The organism is Lysobacter dokdonensis DS-58, assembly GCF_000770795.1.
In the GTDB taxonomy this organism is placed as follows: Bacteria; Pseudomonadota; Gammaproteobacteria; order Xanthomonadales; family Xanthomonadaceae; genus Noviluteimonas; species Noviluteimonas dokdonensis.
Window position 1 is genome coordinate 123,477 of the sequence record NZ_JRKJ01000016.1, and the last position, 21,377, is coordinate 144,853.

Sequence of the window (21,377 nt, forward strand, 5' to 3'; positions counted from 1 at the left end):
TGCCATGCAGCGCGTGCAGCGCGCCTTCACGCCGCCTTCTCGCGCGCGAGGTCGCGGTGCGCCATGCGCAGCACGCGCAGCCCCGCCTGTTCCCATTGGCGCGGGCCGCGCGCGTTCGCGCACGTGCGATGCAGGCGTCCGTCTTCCCACGCGGTGAACAGACAAGGATCGATGTACGACTTGCGGCAGACCGCCGGCGTGTTGCCGAGGAGGCTCGCCACGCGTTCGACGACGGTGTTGCGGATCGCGTTCGCCACGCGCTGGTTCGTCGCGCCGTCCTTCTTCACCGGCACGTCCTGCGACGCGAGCAGGCGCAACGCCGAAATCGTGCCGCCCCAGGTGCGGAAGTCCTTGGCGGTGAAGTCGGCGCCCATCGCATCGCGGATGTAATCGTTGACGGTGCCCGAATCGACGGGCTGCGGCGTGCCGTCCTCGCCTTCGTACTGGAACAACTGCTGGCCGGGCAATTGCTGGATATGCCGCACCAGGCGCGTGAGCCGCGCATCGTCGAGCACGATTGCATGGTCCTTGCCGCTCTTGCCCCGGAAGGCGATGCGCGCACGCCCGCCCTTCAGGAACTCGATGTGGCGATTGCGCAGCGTGGTCAGGCCGAAGGACTTGTTGGTGTCGGCGTATTCGTCGTTGCCCACGCGCACCAGCGTGCCGCCGAGCAGCGCGACGACGATGGCCGCGACCTTTTCGCGCGGCAGGCCATCGAGCACCAGGTCACGACGCAGCGCGCGCCGCAACTTCGGCAACGCATTGCCGAACGCGATGATGCGATCGAACTTCTCCACGCCCCGCACCGCGGCCCAGCGCGCGTGGTAGCGATACTGTTTGCGCCCCCGTGCATCGCGGCCCGTGGCCTGCACGTGCCCGTCGTCGTGCGCGCAGATCCACACATCGGTCCACGCCGGCGGAATCGCAAGCGCGCGGATGCGTTGCAACGCGGCCTTGTTGCGCACGGCCCGCCCGCGCACGTCGACGTATGCGAATCCCTTGCCCGCGCGCTTGCGGCGCAGCCCGGCGTCGGTGTCGCAGACGTAACGCAGCCCGCCTTGCTTCGCGGATTTCGCATTGGGGTCGATGGCCATAGGCCGCAGGCTGGCGATCGGGGTGTCAAGCGGTTGTCATGCCCCAAAAAAAACGACGACACCTTTCGATGTCGTCGCTTCGTCCCGGCCCCCCCGCTTTCGCGGGGATGACGGCATTTGATTACTTCTTGAGGCGCTTGGCGATCGCCGCACCGAGGTCGCCCGGCGACTTCACCGTGGTGACGCCGGCCTTTTCCATCGCTTCGAACTTGCCTTCCGCCGTGCCCTTGCCGCCCGAGGCGATCGCGCCGGCGTGGCCCATGCGCTTGCCCTTCGGGGCCGAGGCGCCGGCGATGAAGCCGACGACGGGCTTGGTCACGTACTGCGAGATGAATTCCGCGGCTTCCTCTTCGGCGCTGCCGCCGATTTCGCCGACCATGATGATGCCTTCGGTCTGCGGATCGTCCTGGAACCAGCGCAGGGCGTCGATGAAGTTGGTGCCGTTGATCGGGTCGCCGCCGATGCCGATGCAGGTGGACTGGCCGAGGCCGACGTCCGTGGTCTGCTTGACCGCTTCGTACGTCAGCGTGCCCGAACGCGACACGATGCCGATGACGCCCGGCTTGTGGATGTGGCCCGGCATGATGCCGATCTTGCACTCGCCCGGCGTGATCACGCCGGGGCAGTTCGGGCCGACGAGCACGACGTCCTCGTAACCGGCGAGCGCGTTCTTCACGCGCAGCATGTCGAGCACCGGGATGCCTTCGGTGATGCACACGATGACCTTGATGCCCGCATCGGCGGCCTCGAGGATCGCGTCGGCCGCGAACGGCGGCGGCACGTAGATGACGGAGGCGTCGGCGTCGGTGGCTTCCACCGCTTCGCGCACGGTGTTGAACACCGGCAGGTTGAGATGCTGCGTGCCGCCCTTGCCCGGCGTGACGCCGCCCACGACCTTGGTGCCGTAGTCGAGCATCTGCTCGGCGTGGAAGGTGCCCTGCGAGCCGGTGAAGCCCTGGACGATCACTTTGGTGTTCTTGTCGATCAAAACGCTCATGGTGTCGTGGGGTCCTTACTTGCCGGCGGCGGCAGCAACCGCCTTCTTCGCGCCGTCGTTGATGTCGTCGGCGGCGATGATCGCCAGGCCCGAATTCTTGAGGATCTCCTTGCCGGCTTCGACGTTCGTGCCTTCCAGGCGCACGATCACCGGCACCTTGACGTCGACTTCCTTGACCGCCGCGATGATGCCCTCGGCGATCATGTCGCAGCGGACGATGCCGCCGAAGATGTTCACGAAGATCGCCTTGATGTGCGCGTCGCGCAGGATCAGCTTGAAGGCTTCGGTGACGCGCTCCTTCGTCGCGCCGCCGCCCACGTCGAGGAAGTTCGCCGGCTCGCCGCCATTGAGCTTGATGACGTCCATCGTCGCCATGGCCAGGCCCGCGCCGTTGACCATGCAGCCGATGTTGCCGTCCATCGTGACGTAGTTGAGGTCGTGCTGGCTGGCCAGCACTTCGGTCTCGTCTTCCTGGCGGATGTCGCGCATCGCGGCGAGTTCCGGATGGCGGAAGGTCGCGTTGTCGTCGGAGTTGATCTTGCCGTCGAGCACCGCGAGGTTGCCGTCGGTCATGATCGCCAGCGGGTTGAGTTCGACCAGCGCCAGGTCCTTTTCATTAAAGAGCTTGGCCAGGCCCATCATGATCTTGGTGAGCTGGTTGACCTGCTTGGCATCCAGGCCCAGGCCGAAGCCCATGTCGCGGCACTGGTAGGGCTGCAGGCCCTGCACGTAGTTCACGTGCAGCGTCTTGATGGCGTCGGGGTTTTCTTCCGCCGTCTTCTCGATTTCCACGCCGCCTTCGGCCGAGGCGATGAAGGTGATCGCCTTGCTCGCGCGATCCACCAGCACCGAGAGGTACAACTCCTTGGCGATGTCGGTGGCCTGGGTCACCAGCACGCAGTCGACGGGCAGCGCCACGCCGGCGGACTGGTAGGTCTCCATCTTCGTGCCGAGCATGCCCTTGGCGTATTCGCGCACCTGGTCGTAGGTCTTGGCGAGCTTGACGCCGCCGGCCTTGCCGCGGCCGCCCGCGTGGATCTGGGCCTTGACGACCCAGAAGTCGCCCCCGATCGCCTTGGCCGCATCGACGGCCTCCTCCGGCGTGCGCGCGACGCGCCCGGCCGGGACCGCGATGCCGTAATCGGCAAACAACTGCTTCGCCTGGTATTCGTGGAAGTTCATTGGGGGTTGCGCGCGAAAAGGGGCGGTATTGTCGCCGAAGCGGGACCCCCGGGGCAAAGCCGCGTCCCCCTATACTCGCGACAACCTCATCGGGGACCCCTGCTTGCCACGCATGCCCGCCCCCGCCACGACCGAGAGCGCGCTTCGCCGCGAGCTCTATTTCTTCACGCTCTACCGGGCGCTCGAAGCCGGCCTGCTGGCCCTGGTGGTGTTCAGCCCCTTCGGGGACTTCTTCGCGCAACCGCGCCTGCCGCTGCTCGGCGGCGTGGCGGCCTCGGGGTACCTCGTCGCGGCGCTGGTGCTGCTCTATACCGGGCGCACGGGCACGCTGAAGGTGCAGGCCCTCATCGGCGTGCTGGTCGACATCGCCGCGGCCACGCTCGCGATCCATGCGCTGCCCAGCGCGGCCTCGGGCATCGCGCTGATGCTGTTGTTCAACGTGGGCGCGGCGGCGCTGTTCCTGTCGTTGCGCACCGGCATCGCCATCGCGGGGCTCGCGGGACTGGCGCTCATCCTCGAATTCCTGTGGAGCGCCGCCGAAGGCGTTCCGGCCCCGCGCCAGCCCGCCGAATTGCTGATGTACGCGATCAGCTTCATCGCGGTGGGCACCCTGACCAACCAGCTCGGCCGGCAGATGCGCGCCAGCGTCGCGATCGCCGAACGCCGCACCGCGCAGGCGACCAACATGGTCGAAGTCAGCGAGCTGATCATCCGCCGCATGCGCACGGGCGTGTTGCTCGTCGACGGCGAAGGGGCGGTGCGACTGGCGAACGAAGCGGCGCTGTTGCTGATCGCGGGTTCCCAGGGCGATTCGTTGAACGCGCTCTCGCCCGACCTCGACCGCCGCCTGCGCCGCTGGCGCCACGACGGCGTCGCGGACGAAACGCCGATGCAATTCGGCCCCGACCTCCCCGAAATCGTGCCGCGCTTCACGCGCCTGCTCGCCGACAGCGACCAATCGCTCGTCTTCCTCGACGACACCTCGCTGCTCTCGCGCCGCGCCGAATCGCTGACGCTTGCGACCCTCGGCCGATTCTCCGCGAGCCTCGCGCACGAAATCCGCAACCCGCTTGCGGCCATCAGCTACGCGACGCAGTTGCTGGAGGAGTCGAAGGAAATCCTCGACGCGGACCGACGCCTGCTGGAGATCATCCACCAGCAGACCCATCGCATGAACGGCATCGTCGAGAACGTCCTCGGCTTGGCGCGCCGCGAACGCGCGCAGCCCGAATATGTCGAACTCGTGGGCTTCGCACGGCGCTTCATCGAGGAATACCGCACCAACCATCCGCTCGAAGGCGACACGCTGCAGGTCAGCGCCGACCTGCCCGCCGTTCCCGCGCTCGCCGACCCGCGCCAGTTGCACCAGGTGCTCGTCGCGCTCGTGCACAACGCGCTGACCTATGGCCGCATGCCGGGGGAACCGGCGCGCGTGCACCTGCACATCTCCAACGCGCATGGGCCGCAGGTCGACGTGCAGGACCGCGGCCCGGGCATCCCCGAAATGGTGGCCTCGCAATTGTTCCGGCCGTTCTTCACCACTTCGGGCCACGGCACGGGGCTGGGCCTCTACATCGCCCGCGAGTTGTGCCGCGCCAACCAGGCCACGCTGGAATACGTGGCGATGCCGGGTGGCGGTTGCTGCTTCCGGATCCGGCTGGCGGGCCCGCATTCACTGCTCCCCGCGTAGCGGGACCGGGGGGCGGCGCGGTAATGTGTCGCCGGGGGGAAAGGGAGCCCGATGAACGACCAACGCAGCGCCTTGATCGTCGACGACGAGCGGGACATCCGTGAACTGCTCGTCCTCACGCTGGGCCGCATGGGCCTTCGCACCGAGACCGCGTCGAGCCTCAATGAAGCGCGCGCGCTGCTCGCGGCGCACCGCTTCGACCTGTGCCTGACCGACATGCGGCTGCCCGACGGCTCGGGCATCGACCTGATTTCCGAAATCTCCGCCCAGTTCCCGCAGACGCCGGTGGCGATGATCACCGCCTTCGGCAACGTCGAAGCCGCGGTGGAAGCGTTGAAGGCCGGCGCGTTCGACTTCGTCAGCAAGCCGGTGGACCTGGCGGTGTTGCGCGGGCTGGTGAAGCACGCGCTCGATCTGCCGCAGAAGGGCGCGCGCCGCCCCGCGGGCAGCGCGCCCGCGAGCGATGCACTCGCGACGCGCCTGTATGGCGATTCGCCGGCGATCGTCGCGTTGAAGCAGACGCTGGGCAAAGTCGCGCGCAGCCAGGCGCCGGTGTACATCGCCGGCGAATCGGGCACGGGCAAGGAGCTCGTCGCGCGCACGATCCATGAGCAGGGCGCGCGTGCGACCGGTCCGTTCGTGCCGGTGAACTGCGGCGCGATCCCCGCCGAATTGATGGAGAGCGAGTTCTTCGGCCACAAGAAGGGCTCCTTCACCGGCGCGCACGTCGACAAGCCCGGCCTGTTCCAAGCCGCCGACGGCGGCACGTTGTTCCTCGACGAAGTCGCCGAGTTGCCGCTGCCGATGCAGGTCAAGCTGCTGCGCGCGATCCAGGAAAAATCGATCCGCCCCGTCGGCGCCAACACCGAAGTGCAGGTCGACGTGCGCATCCTCTCGGCGACGCACAAGGACCTCGCCGGCCAGATCGCCGACGGGCGTTTCCGACACGATCTGTACTACCGCATCAACGTCATCGAACTGCGCGTGCCGCCCCTGCGCGAACGCCTCGACGACCTGCCCGGCCTGTGCGCCGCGATCCTGCAGCGCCTCTCGGGACAGCAGGGCCGCGCGCTGCCCGCGCTGACGCCCGAAGCGGTCGCCGCACTGCGCGCGTATCCCTTCCCGGGCAACGTGCGCGAGCTGGAGAACATCCTAGAACGCGCGCTCGCGCTCGCCGAAGACGATCGCATCGAAGCCAGCGACCTGCGCCTGCCCGTGTACGGGCCGACGGCGACGTCGCAATCGGCGCCGATGCGCGACACCGTGCGCGATCCGATGGTGCGCGACCCGCGCCAGGCCGACCCGCGCGACAGCATGACCAGCGCGCTTCCCAGCTACATCGAGGAAATCGAGCGCAACGCGATCCAGCAGGCACTCGAAGACAACCGCTACAACAAGACCAAGGCCGCCGCGCAGCTGGGCATCACGTTCCGCGCGCTGCGCTACAAGCTCAAGAAGCTGGGCATCGATTGATGGAAGGCGCCGACGCGGCGAAGCGCGCGCCGCGTTTCGGACTGATGCTCGCGTTGCTGGCGCTGCTCGCATTCGCGTTGCGCGAGCACTACGTGCTGTCGGCGATCGTCGCGCATCCGATCCGCGGCGACATCCGCGAATACGTCGCCTACGCATGGAACCTCGCCGAGCACGGCGTCTTCGGCAAGACGCCGCCGCCGATGCTCCCTGTGCCCGACGACTATCGCTCGCCCGGTTATCCGTGGCTGATCGCACTGGCGATGCGGGTCTTCGGCCAGGCACCCGCGTGGGACCTGGCCGGCCCCTGGTATCCGTGGGTGCTGCAACTGCAGGTGTTGCTCGGCACGGCCACCGTGGTCATGACCGCGTTGCTCGCGCGGTATTGGCTGAGCGCGACGTGGTCCATCGTGGCCGGCCTGCTGCTCGCGTGCTGGCCGCACCACGTCGCGGCGACGAACACCTTGCTCACCGAGGTCCTGTTCGGATGTTTGCTGCTCGGCGGGTTGCTCGCATTCGCCAGGGCGTGGACGACGCAGCGCATGCGGTGGTTCGTGGCGACGGGCGCGGTGTTCGCGTCTGCGGCGCTCGTCAATCCGGTCGCGCTCCTGTTCGTGCCCTGCCTTGCGGCACTCGGCGCATGGCACCGCCGTCGCCGGGCGGCCGTCGTCCTGCTCGCGGTGTTCCTCGTGCCCGTGCTGGCGCTGGGCGTGCGCAATGCCGGCCTTCCGGACCAGGGCAGCGGCGGCGACCGCGCCTCCCTCAACTTCGTGCAGGGCTCCTGGCCCGACTACCACGCCGCCGCCACGCGCCTGCGCAGCGGCGACCCGCTGGCCATCGCGGTCACGCAGGAAATCGACGCCGAGCAACGCACGCTGCGCGACGATCCGATCGCGGGCCTGCGGCGCATCGGCGCGCGCATGGCCGATGCCCCGGCCTTCTACGCGAAGTGGTACGCCGGCAAGCCGTGGGCCCTGTGGGGCTGGAAGATCCGCATCGGCGCGAGCGACATCGCCTTCCTCGAAGTCCAACGCTCGCCGTTCGAACGCATGGGCGTGCTGCGCGCGCTGCGCGTCGCGTACAGGACGCTCAACCCGTTGCTCACCACCCTCATGCTCGCCAGCGCACTGGTCCTGGCGTGGCGCGGGCTGCGGCACGCGGAGTCGATGCCCGCCGCGGCGACCGGCTTGTTGGCGGTCTACCTCACGGCAGTGCACGTCGTCCTGCAGGCCGAGCCGCGTTATGCCGTGGCTTACCGCGGGATCGAGGCCGTGCTGGTGGTCGCGGCGCTGGCCTGGGCCGCCGGGAAAGTGCGCAAGCGGCCGTCGCTCGGCACGCTGAACTCGACCGGCCGCAAAAGGCACTGACAAGGCGCGTCACTTTCTGACGCGATGGTCCGCCAGATCGCTGAAAAACCTCGGGAAAACGCGTGAATTCGTGATGGGATGCACCCTTGCTCCGATAACGATTTCAGCTGTCCCATTTGGCACACAACCTGCGTATCCTTCGTGGCACGTGCACCGTTGCACGGCTGCCCGACGGATCCGGAAATGCCGGGCCTGAACGTGGCACGTGAAGTTCAAACACTCCTAGGGGATACACAAATGAAGAAGCAGCAGGGCTTTACCCTCATCGAACTGATGATCGTGGTCGCCATCATCGCGATCCTGGCCGCCATCGCCATCAGCCAGTACCAGGACTACGTGATCCGCTCGCAGGTGTCGGAAGGCTCGGCGCTGGCTGACGGCGTCAAGACCGCCATGGCCGAATACCGCCAGAACACCGGCGCGTGGCCGGCGAACAACCCGCAGGCCGGTCTGGCTCCGGATGGGTCGATCCTCGGCAACTACGTCACCTCGGTGAACGTCGGCGCCGCCAGCGGCCAGGTCCTCGTGACCTACGGCGGCAAGGCCCACGCCAACATCGACGGCGACACGGTCATCTTCTCGGCCATCGACAACGGCGGCTCGATCTCGTGGACCTGCCACCTCGGCTCCGTCGACGACAAGTACCGCGCCACGTCCTGCAAGAACTGATCCAGCAACACCGCAGTTCCCGAAGGGCCGCCTCGCGCGGCCCTTCGTTTTGATGCACCTTCGACAGCATCCGCAAGACCCGGGGCCCCATTTGCGATCCACCACCACCCTGCTGGCGCTCCTGGCCGCATGCGCGGCGACGTGCTGGGCGTACGCGGCCGGGTTGCACGGCGGGTTCCTGTTCGACGATTGGGTCAACCTCGACACGCTCGGGGCCACCGGGCCGGTCGATGACTGGGCCACGTTCTGGCGCTACATCACCTCCGGCGCCGCCGACCCCACGGGCCGCCCGCTCGCCCTGCTCTCCTTCCTGGTCGACGCGAACGACTGGCCCGCCGATCCCGCCCCATTCCTGCGCACGAACCTCGTGCTGCACCTGGTCAACGGCGCGCTGCTCTTCGCCCTCCTGCGGATGCTGGGCACCGCCATCTCCACGACGCCTTCAGAACGCACGGCGAACGCCCCCGCGCTGATCGCCGCCACCGCCTGGCTGCTCCACCCCCTGTTCGTCTCCACCACGCTTTACGTGGTCCAGCGCGAAGCGATGCTCTCGGCGCTGTTCGTCCTCCTCGGCCTGCTCGCCTACGGCCACGGGCGCCTGCGGTTCGCGCAATCGCCGCGCGCGGGTGTCGCATGGATGCTCGGCGGCCTCGCGTTCGGCACCCTGCTCGCGCTCGCGTGCAAGGCCAACGGCATCCTGTTGCCCCTGCTCGCCTGGGTGCTCGAGGCGACGCTCTTCGGACGCGATGGCGACCGGCGCCTGCGCACGTTCCGCATCGTCTTCCTCGTGCTGCCGAGCGTCCTGCTGTTCGCATGGCTCGCCTTGCACTTCGCGCGTTACGCGCACGCACCGCTCGCCGCGCGCGACTGGACCATCGCGCAGCGGCTGCTGACCGAACCGCGCGTGCTGGTCGACTACCTGCAACTGTTGTTCGTGCCGCGCGCGATGTCGAACGGGTTGTTCAATGATGCGTATGCGGTGTCGACCGGTTGGCTGCAACCGTGGACAACGCTCGCGGCGTGGTGCGTGGTGAGCGCGCTGATCGCGGGCGCCATCGCGCTGCGTCGCCGCGCGCCGGCGGTGTCGGCCGCGGTCCTGTTCTTCTTCGCCGGGCACCTGATCGAATCCAGCGTGCTCGCGCTGGAGCTGTACTACGAACACCGCAATTACCTGCCCGCGATGCTCGCCTTCTGGCCGCTCGCGCGTGCGCTGTGTGCATGGAAACGCCCGGCGTGGCAGCGCGGCGCGGTCGCAATCGCCGTGCTCGCCATGCTCGCCGCGACGACGCATGCGCGCGCGACTCTGTGGGGGCAACCCGATCGACTCGCGACCACGTGGGTCGCGCTCAACCCCGCCTCGCCCCGCGCGCAGGCGACCGCCGCGATGGCGGACATGAAGCGCGGGCGCGCGGACCTCGCCGAGCGCCGTCTTGCAGAGGCGGTCAAGGCGCATCCGCGCGACCTGCAACTGTTGCTCAACCTGGTCGATGCGCGTTGCCAGCTGGGCGGCGTGGATCGCACGCTGCAGCGGCAGGTCCGCGATGCGCTGCGCAACGGGCGCATGCCGCACGCGCTGGTGTTCGGCTGGATCGACAACGCGATGACCGCCTCGCCCTGCTTCAGCAGGCAGCACGCCGTGCTCGCCACGTGGATCGACCAGGCCGCCGCCAACCCCGCCATGCAATCGCCGCCGCGCCGCCAGGACATCGCCGCGCTGCGCGGCCGCCTGGCGCTGTCGGATGGCGATGCCGTCGAAGCGCGGCACCAGTACGACCTCGCGCTGTCGGAATGGCCGACCCCGCAAGCCGCCGCGCGCAACGCCGCGGATCTCGCGACGCGCGGCCATCTCGCGCTCGCGTTCGGACATCTGGATCACTACGAGACCCTGCGCGCGAAACGCATCCGCCCGCGCGGCTTCGACATGCCGGCAATGCACGACACCGTGCTGGAACGCCAGCACTACTGGGACACCGAACTGCAGCGCCTGCGCGCGCGACTGGTCGCCGACATGGAGCGTGCGCAATGAGATCTTCGTGGCGCACCGTCGCGGCGGCGCTGGCACTCGTCGTGCTGGTCTTCGCCGTCTATTGGCCCGGCCGCGCCGGCGGATTCATCTTCGACGACCAGCAGAACCTGCAACGCAACGCGGCATTGCTGGCGGTCGATGGATTCGACACCGGCAAGCTCGTGTCGGCGACGTTCTCCTCGCCGGAGAACAGCACCGTTGGCCGCCCGCTGGCGATGTTCACCTTCGCGCTGAACCACGCGACCACCGGTCCCGATCCGGTGCCGATGAAGTTGACGAACATCGCGCTGCACGCTGTCAACGCGTTGCTCGTCGCGGGGTTGGTGCTGCGCTTGCTTGCGCTGCCGGCGTTCGCGGGCGTCGATGCGACGCGTCGCCGATGGGCGGCCTTGTTCGTCGCCACCGCCTGGGCCTTGCACCCGCTGCACGCCACGGCGGTGCTGTACCTGGTGCAACGCATGGAAGTGCTTGCGCACACATGCGTGTTCGCGGGTTTGTTGCTGTACGTCGTCGGGCGCGCGCGCCAGGTGTCGGGGCGTGCCGGCGGCATGGCGCTCGCGTTGATCGGCCTCGTCGGCGGCACGGCGGTGGGCGTGTTGTCGAAGGAATCGGCCGCGCTGCTGCCGTTGTATGCGCTGTGCCTGGAGCTGTGCGTGCTCGGGTTCCGCGGGCGCGCAGGCGTGTCGCGCCCGGCGGTGTTCGCGTGGTCGGCGGTGGTGGCCATCGGCGCGGGTGTCGCGCTGTTCTGGTTGTTGCCGCGCGTCATGCCCGTGTATGTCGCGCGCGATTTCACGCTGGTCGAGCGCCTGCTCACCGAGTCGCGCGTGGTGTGGCAGTACCTGCAGTGGAGCGTATTGCCGACGCCGTCGTCGCTGGGCCTGTTCCATGACGACATCGCGATTTCGCACGGGTTGTTCTCGCCCGTCACGACAGTGCTTGCGGTTGCCGGCCTGCTCGCACTCGCAGCGCTCGCATGGTGGTTGCGCACGCGGCGTCCGCTGGCGGCGCTCGGCATTGCGTGGTTCCTCGCCGCGCACGTACTGACCGGCACGATCATTCCGCTGGAATTGGCGTACGAACACCGCAATTACTTCGCCGCGCTCGGCGTGTGCCTCGTGTTCGCGGACCTGTTGTTCCTGCTGCCGTCGGAAGAGGCACGGCGCCGCGGCGGCGTCGCCATCGCGGTCGTGTTGCTCGTCACCTTCGGCGGAGTGACGGCGTTGCGCGCCTACGAATGGCGCGATCCGGTCGACTACACGTTGCGCGAAGCGGCCAAGCGTCCCGCATCGCCGCGCGCGCAGTTCGAAGCGGCGCGCACGCTGGTGCGTCTCACGCGCTACGACCCGCGTTCCCCGTTGTTGCCGACGGCATGGGCCGCGCTCGAACGCGCCCGCGCCGTCCCCGGCAGCGGCGTGCTGCCGCACCAATCCGCCATCACGCTGGCCGCCCTCACCGGCGCGCCCGAGCCCGCCGCATGGTGGGACGAGATGAACCAGCGCCTGCGCACGCAGCCGATGGATTCGAACAACCTCACCGCCGTCGTGGCGCTGGGCGATTGCGCGGCCGACGGCCTGTGCCAGTTCCCGCCCGCGCGCATGGCCGCGCTGTACGAGGCCGCCCTCGCCCGCACGCCCAACCCGATGGTGCTCGCCAGCGCCGGCAAGTACGCCCTGCACGTGCGCAACGACCCCGCCCTCGCCCTGCGGTTGTGGACGGAGGCGGTCGTCCGGGCGCCGAAGGACGCACAATTGCGCTACAACCGCGCCCGCCTCCTGCTGGAGATGGGCGACCGCGCCGGCGCCCGCGCCGAACGCGACACCCTGGCGCACGCCGCCCCCCTCGCCAACCGCCCCCTCGTCGACGACCTCGACGCCCGCCTGCAGGACGCTTCGCCCCGATGATGCAACGCCGCCCCTGGTTGTTCCCCCTGCTGCTGTTCGTCGCGGTCTGCGCCATCTACGCCCCGGGCCTGTTGGGCGGATTCACGTTCGACGACTTCCCCAACATCGCCGAGAACGCGGCGCTGAAACTGGATTCGCTCGACGGTGCGCAGTGGCGCGCGGCGGCGTTCTCGTCGGACGCCGGCAGCCTGCAGCGCCCGATCTCGATGCTCAGCTTCGCGGTCAACAGCTACTTCGCGGGCATGGACCCGGTGTCGATGAAGGCGACCAACATCGTCATCCACGGCATCAACGCAGTGCTGGTGTTCTGGCTGGTGCGCCTGTTGTTCGCGCTGGCCGCGCCCGGCGTCGACGAGCGCCGCCGCCTGTGGGCCGCGATGTTCGTCGCCGCGGCGTGGGCACTGCACCCGATCAACACGATGGGCGTGCTGTACATCGTGCAGCGGATGGAGAGCCTGGCGCACACCTTCGTGTTCGCGGGGCTCGCGTTTTATTTGATTGGCCGGCAGAAGCAACTGGCGGACGGCAGTGGCCGCTGGTGGATCGCCGCCGGTCTCTTCGGCTGCACCGCACTGGGCATCCTGTGCAAGGAGTCGGCCGTGCTGCTGCCCCTGTACGCCTGGTTGCTGGAAGCGTGCATCCCCGCGTTGCGCAACTCGCCGCAGAAGGGCGACGTGCGCAAGTTGTACATGGCGGTGTTGTGGCTGCCGTTGGTCGCCGGATTGTTCTGGCTGTATCCGCGCGTAACCGCGCCGCATGCGTTCAGCACGCGCGACTTCAACCTCGAAGAACGGCTGCTGACCGAAGGCCGCGTCGTGCTCGACTACCTGCGCTGGACGCTGCTTCCGCCGCTGCGCGAACTGACGCTGCACCACGACGACTACGTGGTGTCGCGCGGGTGGATGTCGCCGCCGTCGACGTTGTTCGCGATGATCGGGCTCGCGGTGTTGTTCGTCGCCGCATGGCTGGTACGCGCGCGGCGTCCGCTCACCGCGCTCGGCATCCTGTGGTTCTTCGCCGCGCAGGCGCTGACGGCGACGGTCATTCCGCTCGAGCTCGTTTACGAACATCGCAACTATTTCGCCTCGCTCGGGCTCATGCTCGTGCTTGCCGACCTGCTGTTGTTCGCGCCGCGCGGGAACATGGCGCACATCGGCGTGTTCGTCGCGGCCCTGGCGGGCGTGGGCTACGCGGGCATCACGCACCTGCGTGCCTGGGAGTGGTCGAACGACCTGAAGTTCGCGGCCGTGGAAGCGACCAAGCGGCCCGAGTCGCCCCGCGCGGTGTACGGCTACGGGCGCATGCTCGTCATCGCCTCGCACTACAAGGCCGATTCGCCGCTGGTGCCCGTGGCGGTGGACCAGTTGGAGCGCGGGATGAAGTTGCCCAAGAGCGGCATCCTCCCGCATAGCGCGCTGCTCCTGCTGGCCGCGCACACGCACCTGCCCCAGAAGGACGCATGGTGGGACGACATGGCCGCGCGCCTGCGCGCAGGCCCCATCGGCCCGCAGGAGATCAACGCGGTCGGCAGCATCATGCGCTGCGCCCGCAGCCGCGAATGCGACTTCTCCCAGCCGCACATGATCCAGATGTTCGAAGGCGCGCTGGCCCGCCCGCACCCCGACATGCAGACCCTGTACGCCGACTACGCGCTCAACGTGCTGCATGAATACGACCTCGCCCTGGGACTGTTCGAAGGGGTCGTGCGCATGCGGCCCAACGAATCGCAGTACCGCATCAACCTGGCGAAGGTCCAGATCTCCATGGGCCGCCGCGACGCGGCGGTAAAGGAGATCGCCACGCTGCGCGAGATGGGCCGCTTCGGCGAGAACGAAGCCGCCGCCCTGGAACTGGAGGGCCGCCTTGGACTTTCCCCGGGCGCGCCCGCACACTCGTCCACGCGCTGATTCCAGGGGCGTGGGGGCTCAGGTGAATCGGGTCGCAATATTTCGCAGCGTGCTGCTTCCGCCATCGGAAACCTTCATTCGCGACCAGGCCCGGGCCTTGCGCGCGTGGGTTCCGACGCTGGTCGGCACGGCGCGCGCCGAGCCTGGCCTGGACCTCGCAGGCCTGCGCGCTGCGCTGCCGGCGGGCAATCCCGCGATGCGTCGCTGGCGCCAGCGATTCGGCCTGGCCGATGCTGGCTTGTCCGACACATTCCGCGCGCACGCCGACGTGGTCCATGTCCATTTCGCCCTCGACGCGGTCGACGCTTGGCCCTCCGTGCAACGCGCGGGCTTGCCGATGGTCGTGACATTGCATGGCTACGACATCACGACGCACGCGTCGTGGTGGCGACGCGGCCACGGAGGTTGGGGGCGAATCACGTATCCCGGCCGTCTCGTCCGTTTGTTCCGCGAGCCGCGGGTGTCGTTCATCGCGGTGTCCGAGGCGATCCGCGAGGACGCGATTCGCGCGGGCCTCTCGCCGGATCGGATCGTGGTCAGGCACATCGGCATCGACGTGGAGAAATTCCGGCCTGCCGGTGTCGCCGCCGGCGAACGCGAGCCCCGCGTGCTGTTCGTCGGCCGCCTGGTCGAGAAAAAGGGCGTGCGCTACCTGATCGAGGCGATGGCCAAGGTGCGTGCGCACGTCCCCGATGCAACGCTGGCGATCGTGGGCGACGGCCCGCTGCGCGCGTCGTTGGCCGCGCTGGCCGCGGACCTTCGGATCCCGGCCGAATTCCTCGGCGCACTCGACGACGCGGGCATCCGGTCGGAGTTGGCGCGCGCCAGGACGCTGTGCCTGCCGAGCGTGGTCGCCGCGAACGGAGATGCCGAAGGCTTCGGCATGGTGCTGCTGGAGGCGCAGGCCTCCGGCGTGCCGGTCGTCACCTCCGCCAAGGGCGGCGCGACCGAGGGCGTCCTCGAGGGCGCCACCGGCCTCACCTTTCCGGAGCGCGATGTCGATGCGATGGCGCGCGCATTGACCCGCCTGCTCACGGACAATGCGCTCTGCGATGCGATGTCGCGCGAGGGCCCCGCCTTCGTCCGGCGCACGTTCGACATCCGCCAGCTGACGCCAGCGCTGGAAGCGATCTACGACCATGCATGCGCAGGCATGCGACCCATTCCAGGAGAACCGCGGTGATTTCCAGGCTGTTGCGATTGCTGCGCGGGCGCAAGTTCCGCTCGTCGGCGAGTTACTGGGACCAGCGTTACCGCGAGGGCGGGAACTCCGGCCCTGGCTCCTATGCGCACCTTGCGCAATTCAAGGCCGATGTCCTCAACGATTTCGTCGCTCGCCAGTCCGTGCACTCGGTGGTCGAATTCGGCTGCGGCGACGGCAACCAGCTGACGCTCGCGCAGTATCCGGACTACACGGGCTACGACGTGAGCCCGCGCGCGGTCGAGATCTGCCGGGAGAAGTTCGCCCACGACCCGAGCAAGCGATTCGAGACCGTCGATTCCTTCGACGGCCGTCGGGCCGACCTGTCGCTGTCGCTCGACGTGATCTTCCATCTCGTCGAGGACGCGGTGTTCGACGACTACATGCGCCGCCTTTTCGCCGCCGGCGGCCGGTTCGTCGGCATCTACGCATCGAACGCGGAGCGCTCGCTCCAGCCCGAAGCGCCGCACGTGAAGCATCGCAAGTTCTCCGACTGGATCGACGCGCACGCGCCCGAGTGGGAATTGTTCGAGCACGTGCCGAATCGCTTCCCCGACGATGGCGATTTCCGCACGACCTCGTTCGCCGAGTTCTTCTTCTACCGTCGCCGCGCGGGCTGAGATGTACGACGCGCACGCAACGAGCCACAACTGGTTGCTCAAGCGGGCGATCAATGCGCTCGTGCGTGCGCGCTTGCCCGCGATGCGGGGCGTGGTGCTGGACCTCGGATGCGGCGTCAAGCCGTTCGGCGCCGACATCGCCGCCTTCGCCGATGAGTACATCGGCGTGGACTGGATCAACTCGCTGCACACGCGCGCCGCGGACGTGGTCGCGGACCTCAACAAGCCGTTGCCATTCGCCGACGGGAGCGCCGATCACGTCGTGTCGTTCGAAGTCATCGAACATCTCGCCGAACCCGACGTCATGCTCACCGAAGCGGCGCGCGTGTTGCGCCGCGGCGGCCAGCTCACACTTTCGGCGCCCTTCCAGTGGTGGGAACACGAATCGCCCTGGGACTACCAGCGTTTTACCCGCCATGGGTTGCGCCATCGGCTCGGCAAGGCCGGATTCGTCGACATCGAGGTCGCGCACACGACGGGGTTCTGGGGTGTCTGGTTCCTGAAGCTCAATTACCAACTGCATCGCCTGATCCGTGGGCCCAAGCTCGTGCGCGGCATCGTGCGTGCATGCCTCGTCCCGGTGTGGTGGCTCGATCAGATGGCCGCTCGCGTGCTGGATCGCGTGTGGACCGAGCCGCACGAAACCGCCGGCTACTTCGTCACGGCGCGCAAGCCATGACCCTGCGCGCTCGCGCCATTTCCGCCGGTCGCTGGACATCGTTCTCCGCGGTCGCGCGCAGCGGCCTGCAGGTGTTGCAGGTGGCCGTCGTCGCGCGCTTCATCGCGCCCGCGGACTTCGGGTTGATGGCGTTGACGATGGCGGTAGTGACGGTGGCGAGCCTCGTGGCGGAGTTCGGCATCGGGCGCGCGATCATCCATTACGACGATGCGGACATCCGCACGCGGTCGACGCTGTACTGGATCACGCTGGCGCTGTCCGCTGTGTTGTCGCTTGCAATCGTGCTCGCCGCGCCGCTCATCGCTTCGCTGTACGGAAAGCCGGAATTGGGCGCTCTCCTCGCATGGACGGCGCCCGTGTTGTTGCTCACCTCGCTCGGCCAGCAGTTCGTGGTCGTGGCGGAAAAGGAGTTGCGCTTCGCGATTCCCGCGCAGAACGAAGTCGTCGCCGGGATCGTCGGGTTCATCGTTTGCGTCGTGGGTGCGGTGGCGTATCGCGCAGGCGCGTTCGCGCTCGTGGCCGCGGCGCTCGCGTCGGCAGCGACGAGTTCCGCCCTCGCGTGGCTCCGGCTCTCGCACGGCCATCGACCGCATTTCCATTTCGATCTCGGGCCCGCGCGGCCGTTCCTGCGGATGGGGCGGTTCCTCGTCGGCGAAAACCTCGTGTCCGCGCTCGTGCGGCAAGCCGATGTATTCGTCGGCGGCTTCGTCCTGTCGACCGCCGCACTCGGCCTGTTCTCGCTGCCGCGCGATCTGAGCCTGCGCATGGCGATGGTCATCAACCAGGTCGCCATGCGCGTGGGGTTCCCGGTGATGTCGCGCGTGCGCCATGACGTCGCCGTGTTGCGCGATGTCTACCTGCAGATGCTGCGCATGACGGCATCGGTGAACTTCCCGGTATACGTGATGGTGGGCGTGTTCGCGGACGAGATCGTCATGCTGTTGTACGGCGCGCAGTTCCGCGGCGCCAGCGACTTGCTTCGCGGCTTGTCCGCGTGGGGGCTCGTGCGTTCGATCGCCAATCCGACCGGGAGCCTGTTGTATGCGGTCGGTCGCGTGCGCCTTGCGTTCTGGTGGAACGTCGCCCAATTGGTGTTGCTGCCGGCCGCGTACTGGTTCGGCGGACGGTTGTACGGTGCCGACGGCCTCGTGGCTGCGCTCATCGTCACGCAACTGCTGCTGATGCTTCCGTCCTGGCGTTACCTGGTGTGGCCGTGTTGTGGCGCGACGCTCCCGGAGTTCATGCGCCAGCTCGCCGCGCCGTTCGTCGCGGCGGTCGTCTGCGGCGCAGCGGCGCACCTGGCGACGTTCGCGCTTCCGCATGGTCTCTTGCGCCTCGCGGTCGGTGGCGTGATGGGCGGCACCGTGTACCTCGCGCTCAGCGCGCTGCTCAATCGCCGGTGGATGAGCGTGATGCGCGATCTGGCGCTGCAATGGCGGACGCCGCATTGAACGCGCCCACCGTCAGCGTCGTCATCCCCACCGGAGGCCGCCCGACGTGGCTCGCGCGTGCGATCCGCAGCGCATTGGGCGCGTCGCCGGATGGCCGCGTCGAAGTCATCGTGGTGCCCAACGGGCCCCACTCGGCGTGGCACGCGGTCCTCGCCGAGTTCGCCGACGATGCCCGTGTCCTTGTCTCGCCAGTCGAAACGCCGCATGCCAACGTCGCGCGCAACCACGGGCTGGACCTGGCGCGGGGCGAGTTCGTTCGCTTCCTCGACGACGATGATTACCTTTCGCCCGAAGCGGCCACGCAAGTCGACGTGCTGCGCGACACCGGCGCCGATCTGTGCAGCGGCCGCATCCGCAGCCTCGACGAAGACGGCGCCGACAATGGCCTCGTCGGGTTTCCCGAATCGCGCGACTTCGCCTGCGCCGCGGTCGAACACAGCGGGTTCTCGCAGCCGACCACCAACCTGTTCCGTCGCGCGAGCATCGGTCCGTGCCGCTGGCGACCCGACGTGCGCCGTTTCCAGGACAACGTGTGGATGGTGACGCTCGCCAGCCATCACGAGTGGAACTGGGTGCATGTCGAACGCGAGATCGGCGTGTGGTTCCAGCACGGCCGGCAACGCACGTCGACCGGGCGTCCGGGCCACTTCCAGGAACCGAAGGTCGTCGGTGCGTTGTTCGACTTGCACGACGCCTTGCGTCGCGAAGACCGGTTGACGCCTGCACGCGCGCAGGCGATCTCGCGCGCGATCTGGCACTACGCGCACACGCGCTTCGCGCTGCATCCGGTCCATGCGACGCGGCATGCCCTGGGCGCGCAGAAGATCGCGCGGGTCGCCCACCCGCCGCATGCCATCTTCGAGCGCGCGCCGCTGCGCTGGTTGCCACCGCTGCTCGCAGAGTGGGTGCTGCTGCCGGCGCGCTGGGTGGCACTCGCCCTGCGCTCGCCTGCCCGCAACGCCGATTACCGGAGGCGCGTCTGATGCCGTCGGTGTCCGTCGTCATGCCCGTCCACAACGGCGCCCAATACCTGCGCGCCGCGATCGACAGCGTGCTGATGCAATCCACGCGCGACTTCGAGTTGGTCATCGTCGACGACGGTTCGACCGACGAGTCGCGCGCGATCATCGAACAGGCCGCGCGCGATGACGCGCGCGTGCGCCTGCTCGCGCTCGACGCGAACGTGGGCATCATCGGTGCGCTCAATGCCGGCCTGGACATCGCGGGCGGCGAATGGATCGCGCGCATGGATGCCGACGATCTGTGCGATCCGCAGCGCCTGAAGCGCCAGCGCGCATATCTCGAAGCGAACGCGCTCGATCTGTGCGGGACGTGGTTCACCGAGTTCGGCGAGGGCCCGGCGCGCACGGTGCGCTGGCCGGTGTCGGAGCCCGCGGTGCGCGCGGCGATGCTGTTCCAGAACACGCTCTGCCATCCGACCGTGATGGCGCGGCGCGCGGTCTTCGACGCGTATCGCTACCAGGAGAGTCATCGCACCGTCGAGGACTACGACCTGTGGTCGCGCGCGCTGGTCGACTTCCGCATCGCCAACATGCCCGAGGCGTTGCTGCGCTATCGGCGCCATGGCGGGCAGGTATCCACCGTCAGGCGCGACCAGATGGAAGCGGTGAACCGCCGCATCCGCGAGGAAACGCTCGCGCGCCAGGGCTTCCGCCCCACCGAAGCGCAATTGCGCTTCCACCACCTGGTCCGCGAATCGCGCTCCATCACGCAGATCGCCGACCTGCAGGGCGTCGAAGCTTGGCTGTTGGCCCTCCACGAAGCGCACGAGGATCCGGACGCCCGCCGCGTCATCGCGACCCAGTGGTTGCGCGCCTGCATCCGCGCCGCGCCGCTGGGCCTTGCGATGCTCCGTGCGTGGCGGGCCTCGCCGCTGCGTGGGCTTTCCGGTGCGGGTTCGCGCGCCACGCTCGATCTGGGCGTGCTTTCCCTGCTCCGCCTCGATTATCGTTCCCCGCTGTTCGCCGGCCTGCGGCGACTCGGTTTGAGTGCCTGACGTGCCTGACAAGACCCTTCCCGAAATCCTCATCGTCGGCGCCGGCTATGCCGGCAGCGTCGTCGCCCGCGAACTCGCCGATGCGGGCAAGCGCGTGCGCGTCATCGACAAGCGCCCGCACATCGCGGGCAATGCGTTCGACGAGCTCGATTCGCACGGCGTGCTCGTGCACCGCTACGGGCCGCACATCTTCCACACCAATGCCGAGCGCATCTGGGAGTGGTTGTCGAAGTTCACGGAATGGCGCGCCTACGAACACCGCGTGCGCGGCGTCGTCGACGGGCGCGAATATCCCTTCCCGATCAATCGCGACACGCTCAATGCCCTGTACGGGCTCGACCTCGACGAAGCCGGCGCCGAAGCGTTCTTCGAGCGCGTGCGCGAGCCGCGCGAGCCGGTGCGCAGCAGCGAGGACGTCGTGCTCAACAGCGTCGGGCGCGACCTGTACGAGAAGTTCTTCCTGCACTACACGCGCAAGCAGTGGGGGCTGGATCCCTCGGAGCTGAAGGCCGGCGTGGCCGCGCGCATCCCGGTGCGCACCAACACCGACGACCGCTACTTCACCGATACCTTCCAGGCGATGCCGAAGTTCGGCTACGCGAAGATGTTCGAAGCGATCCTCGACCACCCCAACATCGCGGTGGAGTTCGACGTGGACTTCGAGGACTTGCGCAAGCGCGGCGGCTTCGCGCATACGGTGTACACCGGGCCGATCGATGCGTACTTCGCGCATTGCCATGGCGCGCTGCCCTACCGCTCGTTGCGGTTCGAACACGAGCATCTGCCGTCGGTCGACACCTACCAGTCGGTCGGCACGGTGAACTATCCGAACGACCACGCGTACACACGCATCACCGAATTCAAGCACCTGACGGGCCAACAGCACGCCGGCACCTCGATCGTGCGCGAATATCCGCAGGCCGACGGCGACCCGTACTACCCGATTCCGCGCACCGAGAACGAGCTGCTGTTCAAGCGCTACGAGGCGATGGCGGAGAACGAACGCGACGTCACGTTCGTCGGCCGCCTCGCGCAATACCGCTACTACAACATGGACCAGGTCGTGGGCGCCGCGCTTGCCGCCGTCCGCCGCCTGCTGGACTGAT

At 68.3% G+C, this 21,377-nt stretch carries 17 protein-coding genes; 14 read left to right on the forward strand and 3 right to left on the reverse strand.

The genetic code is table 11. The features are described from left to right. Positions 1 to 26 precede the first annotated feature (26 nt). The 3 genes from LF41_RS10565 to sucC all read right to left on the reverse strand — a co-directional run bounded on the left by LF41_RS10565 (position 27) and on the right by sucC (position 3,273). Positions 27 to 1,094: a DNA topoisomerase IB gene (locus LF41_RS10565; protein ID WP_036169361.1), complete on the reverse strand. Its 1,068-nt coding sequence runs from the start codon at positions 1,092 to 1,094 to the stop codon at positions 27 to 29. A gap of 121 nt (positions 1,095 to 1,215) precedes the next feature. After that, positions 1,216 to 2,091 carry a succinate--CoA ligase subunit alpha gene (gene sucD, locus LF41_RS10570; protein ID WP_036169362.1) on the reverse strand — a complete coding sequence of 292 codons (876 nt, stop codon included), beginning with the start codon at positions 2,089 to 2,091 and terminating at the stop codon, positions 1,216 to 1,218. A 15-nt stretch (positions 2,092 to 2,106) separates the two neighbouring features. Beyond that, positions 2,107 to 3,273 carry an ADP-forming succinate--CoA ligase subunit beta gene (gene sucC, locus LF41_RS10575; RefSeq protein ID WP_036169365.1) on the reverse strand — a complete coding sequence of 389 codons (1,167 nt, stop codon included), beginning with the start codon at positions 3,271 to 3,273 and terminating at the stop codon, positions 2,107 to 2,109. 112 nt (positions 3,274 to 3,385) lie between these two features. Here sucC and LF41_RS10580 point away from each other — a divergent pair, with 112 nt between their 5' ends. The 14 genes from LF41_RS10580 to glf all read left to right on the forward strand — a co-directional run bounded on the left by LF41_RS10580 (position 3,386) and on the right by glf (position 21,376). Then, positions 3,386 to 4,963, forward strand: coding sequence for a sensor histidine kinase (locus tag LF41_RS10580; protein WP_036169367.1), 1,578 nt, complete (start codon positions 3,386 to 3,388; stop codon positions 4,961 to 4,963). A 51-nt stretch (positions 4,964 to 5,014) separates the two neighbouring features. Continuing rightward, on the forward strand, positions 5,015 to 6,436 hold the full coding sequence (locus LF41_RS10585) for a sigma-54-dependent transcriptional regulator (RefSeq protein WP_036169369.1): 1,422 nt from the start codon (positions 5,015 to 5,017) through the stop codon (positions 6,434 to 6,436). After that, a complete protein-coding gene (locus LF41_RS10590) occupies positions 6,436 to 7,800 on the forward strand; it encodes a glycosyltransferase family 39 protein (RefSeq protein WP_036169371.1) in 1,365 nt (454 codons plus the stop codon). The genes LF41_RS10585 and LF41_RS10590 overlap by 1 nt, the downstream gene beginning before the upstream one ends. Positions 7,801 to 8,037: 237 nt before the next feature. Next, on the forward strand, positions 8,038 to 8,469 hold the full coding sequence (locus LF41_RS10595) for a pilin (protein WP_036169373.1): 432 nt from the start codon (positions 8,038 to 8,040) through the stop codon (positions 8,467 to 8,469). Between the two features lie 91 nt (positions 8,470 to 8,560). Then, positions 8,561 to 10,495: a hypothetical protein gene (locus tag LF41_RS10600; protein WP_052116337.1), complete on the forward strand. Its 1,935-nt coding sequence runs from the start codon at positions 8,561 to 8,563 to the stop codon at positions 10,493 to 10,495. Next, positions 10,492 to 12,396, forward strand: a complete 1,905-nt coding sequence (locus tag LF41_RS10605) for a hypothetical protein (RefSeq protein ID WP_052116338.1) — start codon at positions 10,492 to 10,494, stop codon at positions 12,394 to 12,396. Before LF41_RS10600 ends, LF41_RS10605 begins: the two co-directional genes overlap by 4 nt. After that, positions 12,393 to 14,303, forward strand: a complete 1,911-nt coding sequence (locus LF41_RS10610; protein WP_052116339.1) for a tetratricopeptide repeat protein — start codon at positions 12,393 to 12,395, stop codon at positions 14,301 to 14,303. The genes LF41_RS10605 and LF41_RS10610 overlap by 4 nt, the downstream gene beginning before the upstream one ends. Positions 14,304 to 14,325: 22 nt before the next feature. Continuing rightward, positions 14,326 to 15,486, forward strand: a complete 1,161-nt coding sequence (locus LF41_RS10615) for a glycosyltransferase (RefSeq protein ID WP_202594039.1) — start codon at positions 14,326 to 14,328, stop codon at positions 15,484 to 15,486. Then, the gene (locus LF41_RS10620) at positions 15,483 to 16,124 is read left to right on the forward strand and encodes a class I SAM-dependent methyltransferase (RefSeq protein WP_036169374.1); all 642 of its coding nucleotides are present in this window, start codon (positions 15,483 to 15,485) and stop codon (positions 16,122 to 16,124) included. The genes LF41_RS10615 and LF41_RS10620 overlap by 4 nt, the downstream gene beginning before the upstream one ends. A gap of 1 nt (position 16,125) precedes the next feature. Further along, the gene (locus LF41_RS10625) at positions 16,126 to 16,803 is read left to right on the forward strand and encodes a class I SAM-dependent methyltransferase (RefSeq protein ID WP_052116342.1); all 678 of its coding nucleotides are present in this window, start codon (positions 16,126 to 16,128) and stop codon (positions 16,801 to 16,803) included. Continuing rightward, positions 16,800 to 18,254: an MOP flippase family protein gene (locus tag LF41_RS10630; RefSeq protein WP_036169377.1), complete on the forward strand. Its 1,455-nt coding sequence runs from the start codon at positions 16,800 to 16,802 to the stop codon at positions 18,252 to 18,254. Before LF41_RS10625 ends, LF41_RS10630 begins: the two co-directional genes overlap by 4 nt. Next, positions 18,236 to 19,237, forward strand: coding sequence for a glycosyltransferase family 2 protein (locus LF41_RS16180; RefSeq protein ID WP_052116343.1), 1,002 nt, complete (start codon positions 18,236 to 18,238; stop codon positions 19,235 to 19,237). Before LF41_RS10630 ends, LF41_RS16180 begins: the two co-directional genes overlap by 19 nt. After that, a complete protein-coding gene (locus LF41_RS10640; protein ID WP_052116344.1) occupies positions 19,237 to 20,271 on the forward strand; it encodes a glycosyltransferase family 2 protein in 1,035 nt (344 codons plus the stop codon). The genes LF41_RS16180 and LF41_RS10640 overlap by 1 nt, the downstream gene beginning before the upstream one ends. A 1-nt stretch (position 20,272) precedes the next feature. After that, complete coding sequence (gene glf, locus LF41_RS10645; protein WP_036169380.1) at positions 20,273 to 21,376, forward strand: UDP-galactopyranose mutase; 1,104 nt, start codon at positions 20,273 to 20,275, stop codon at positions 21,374 to 21,376. Position 21,377: the final 1 nt, after the last annotated feature.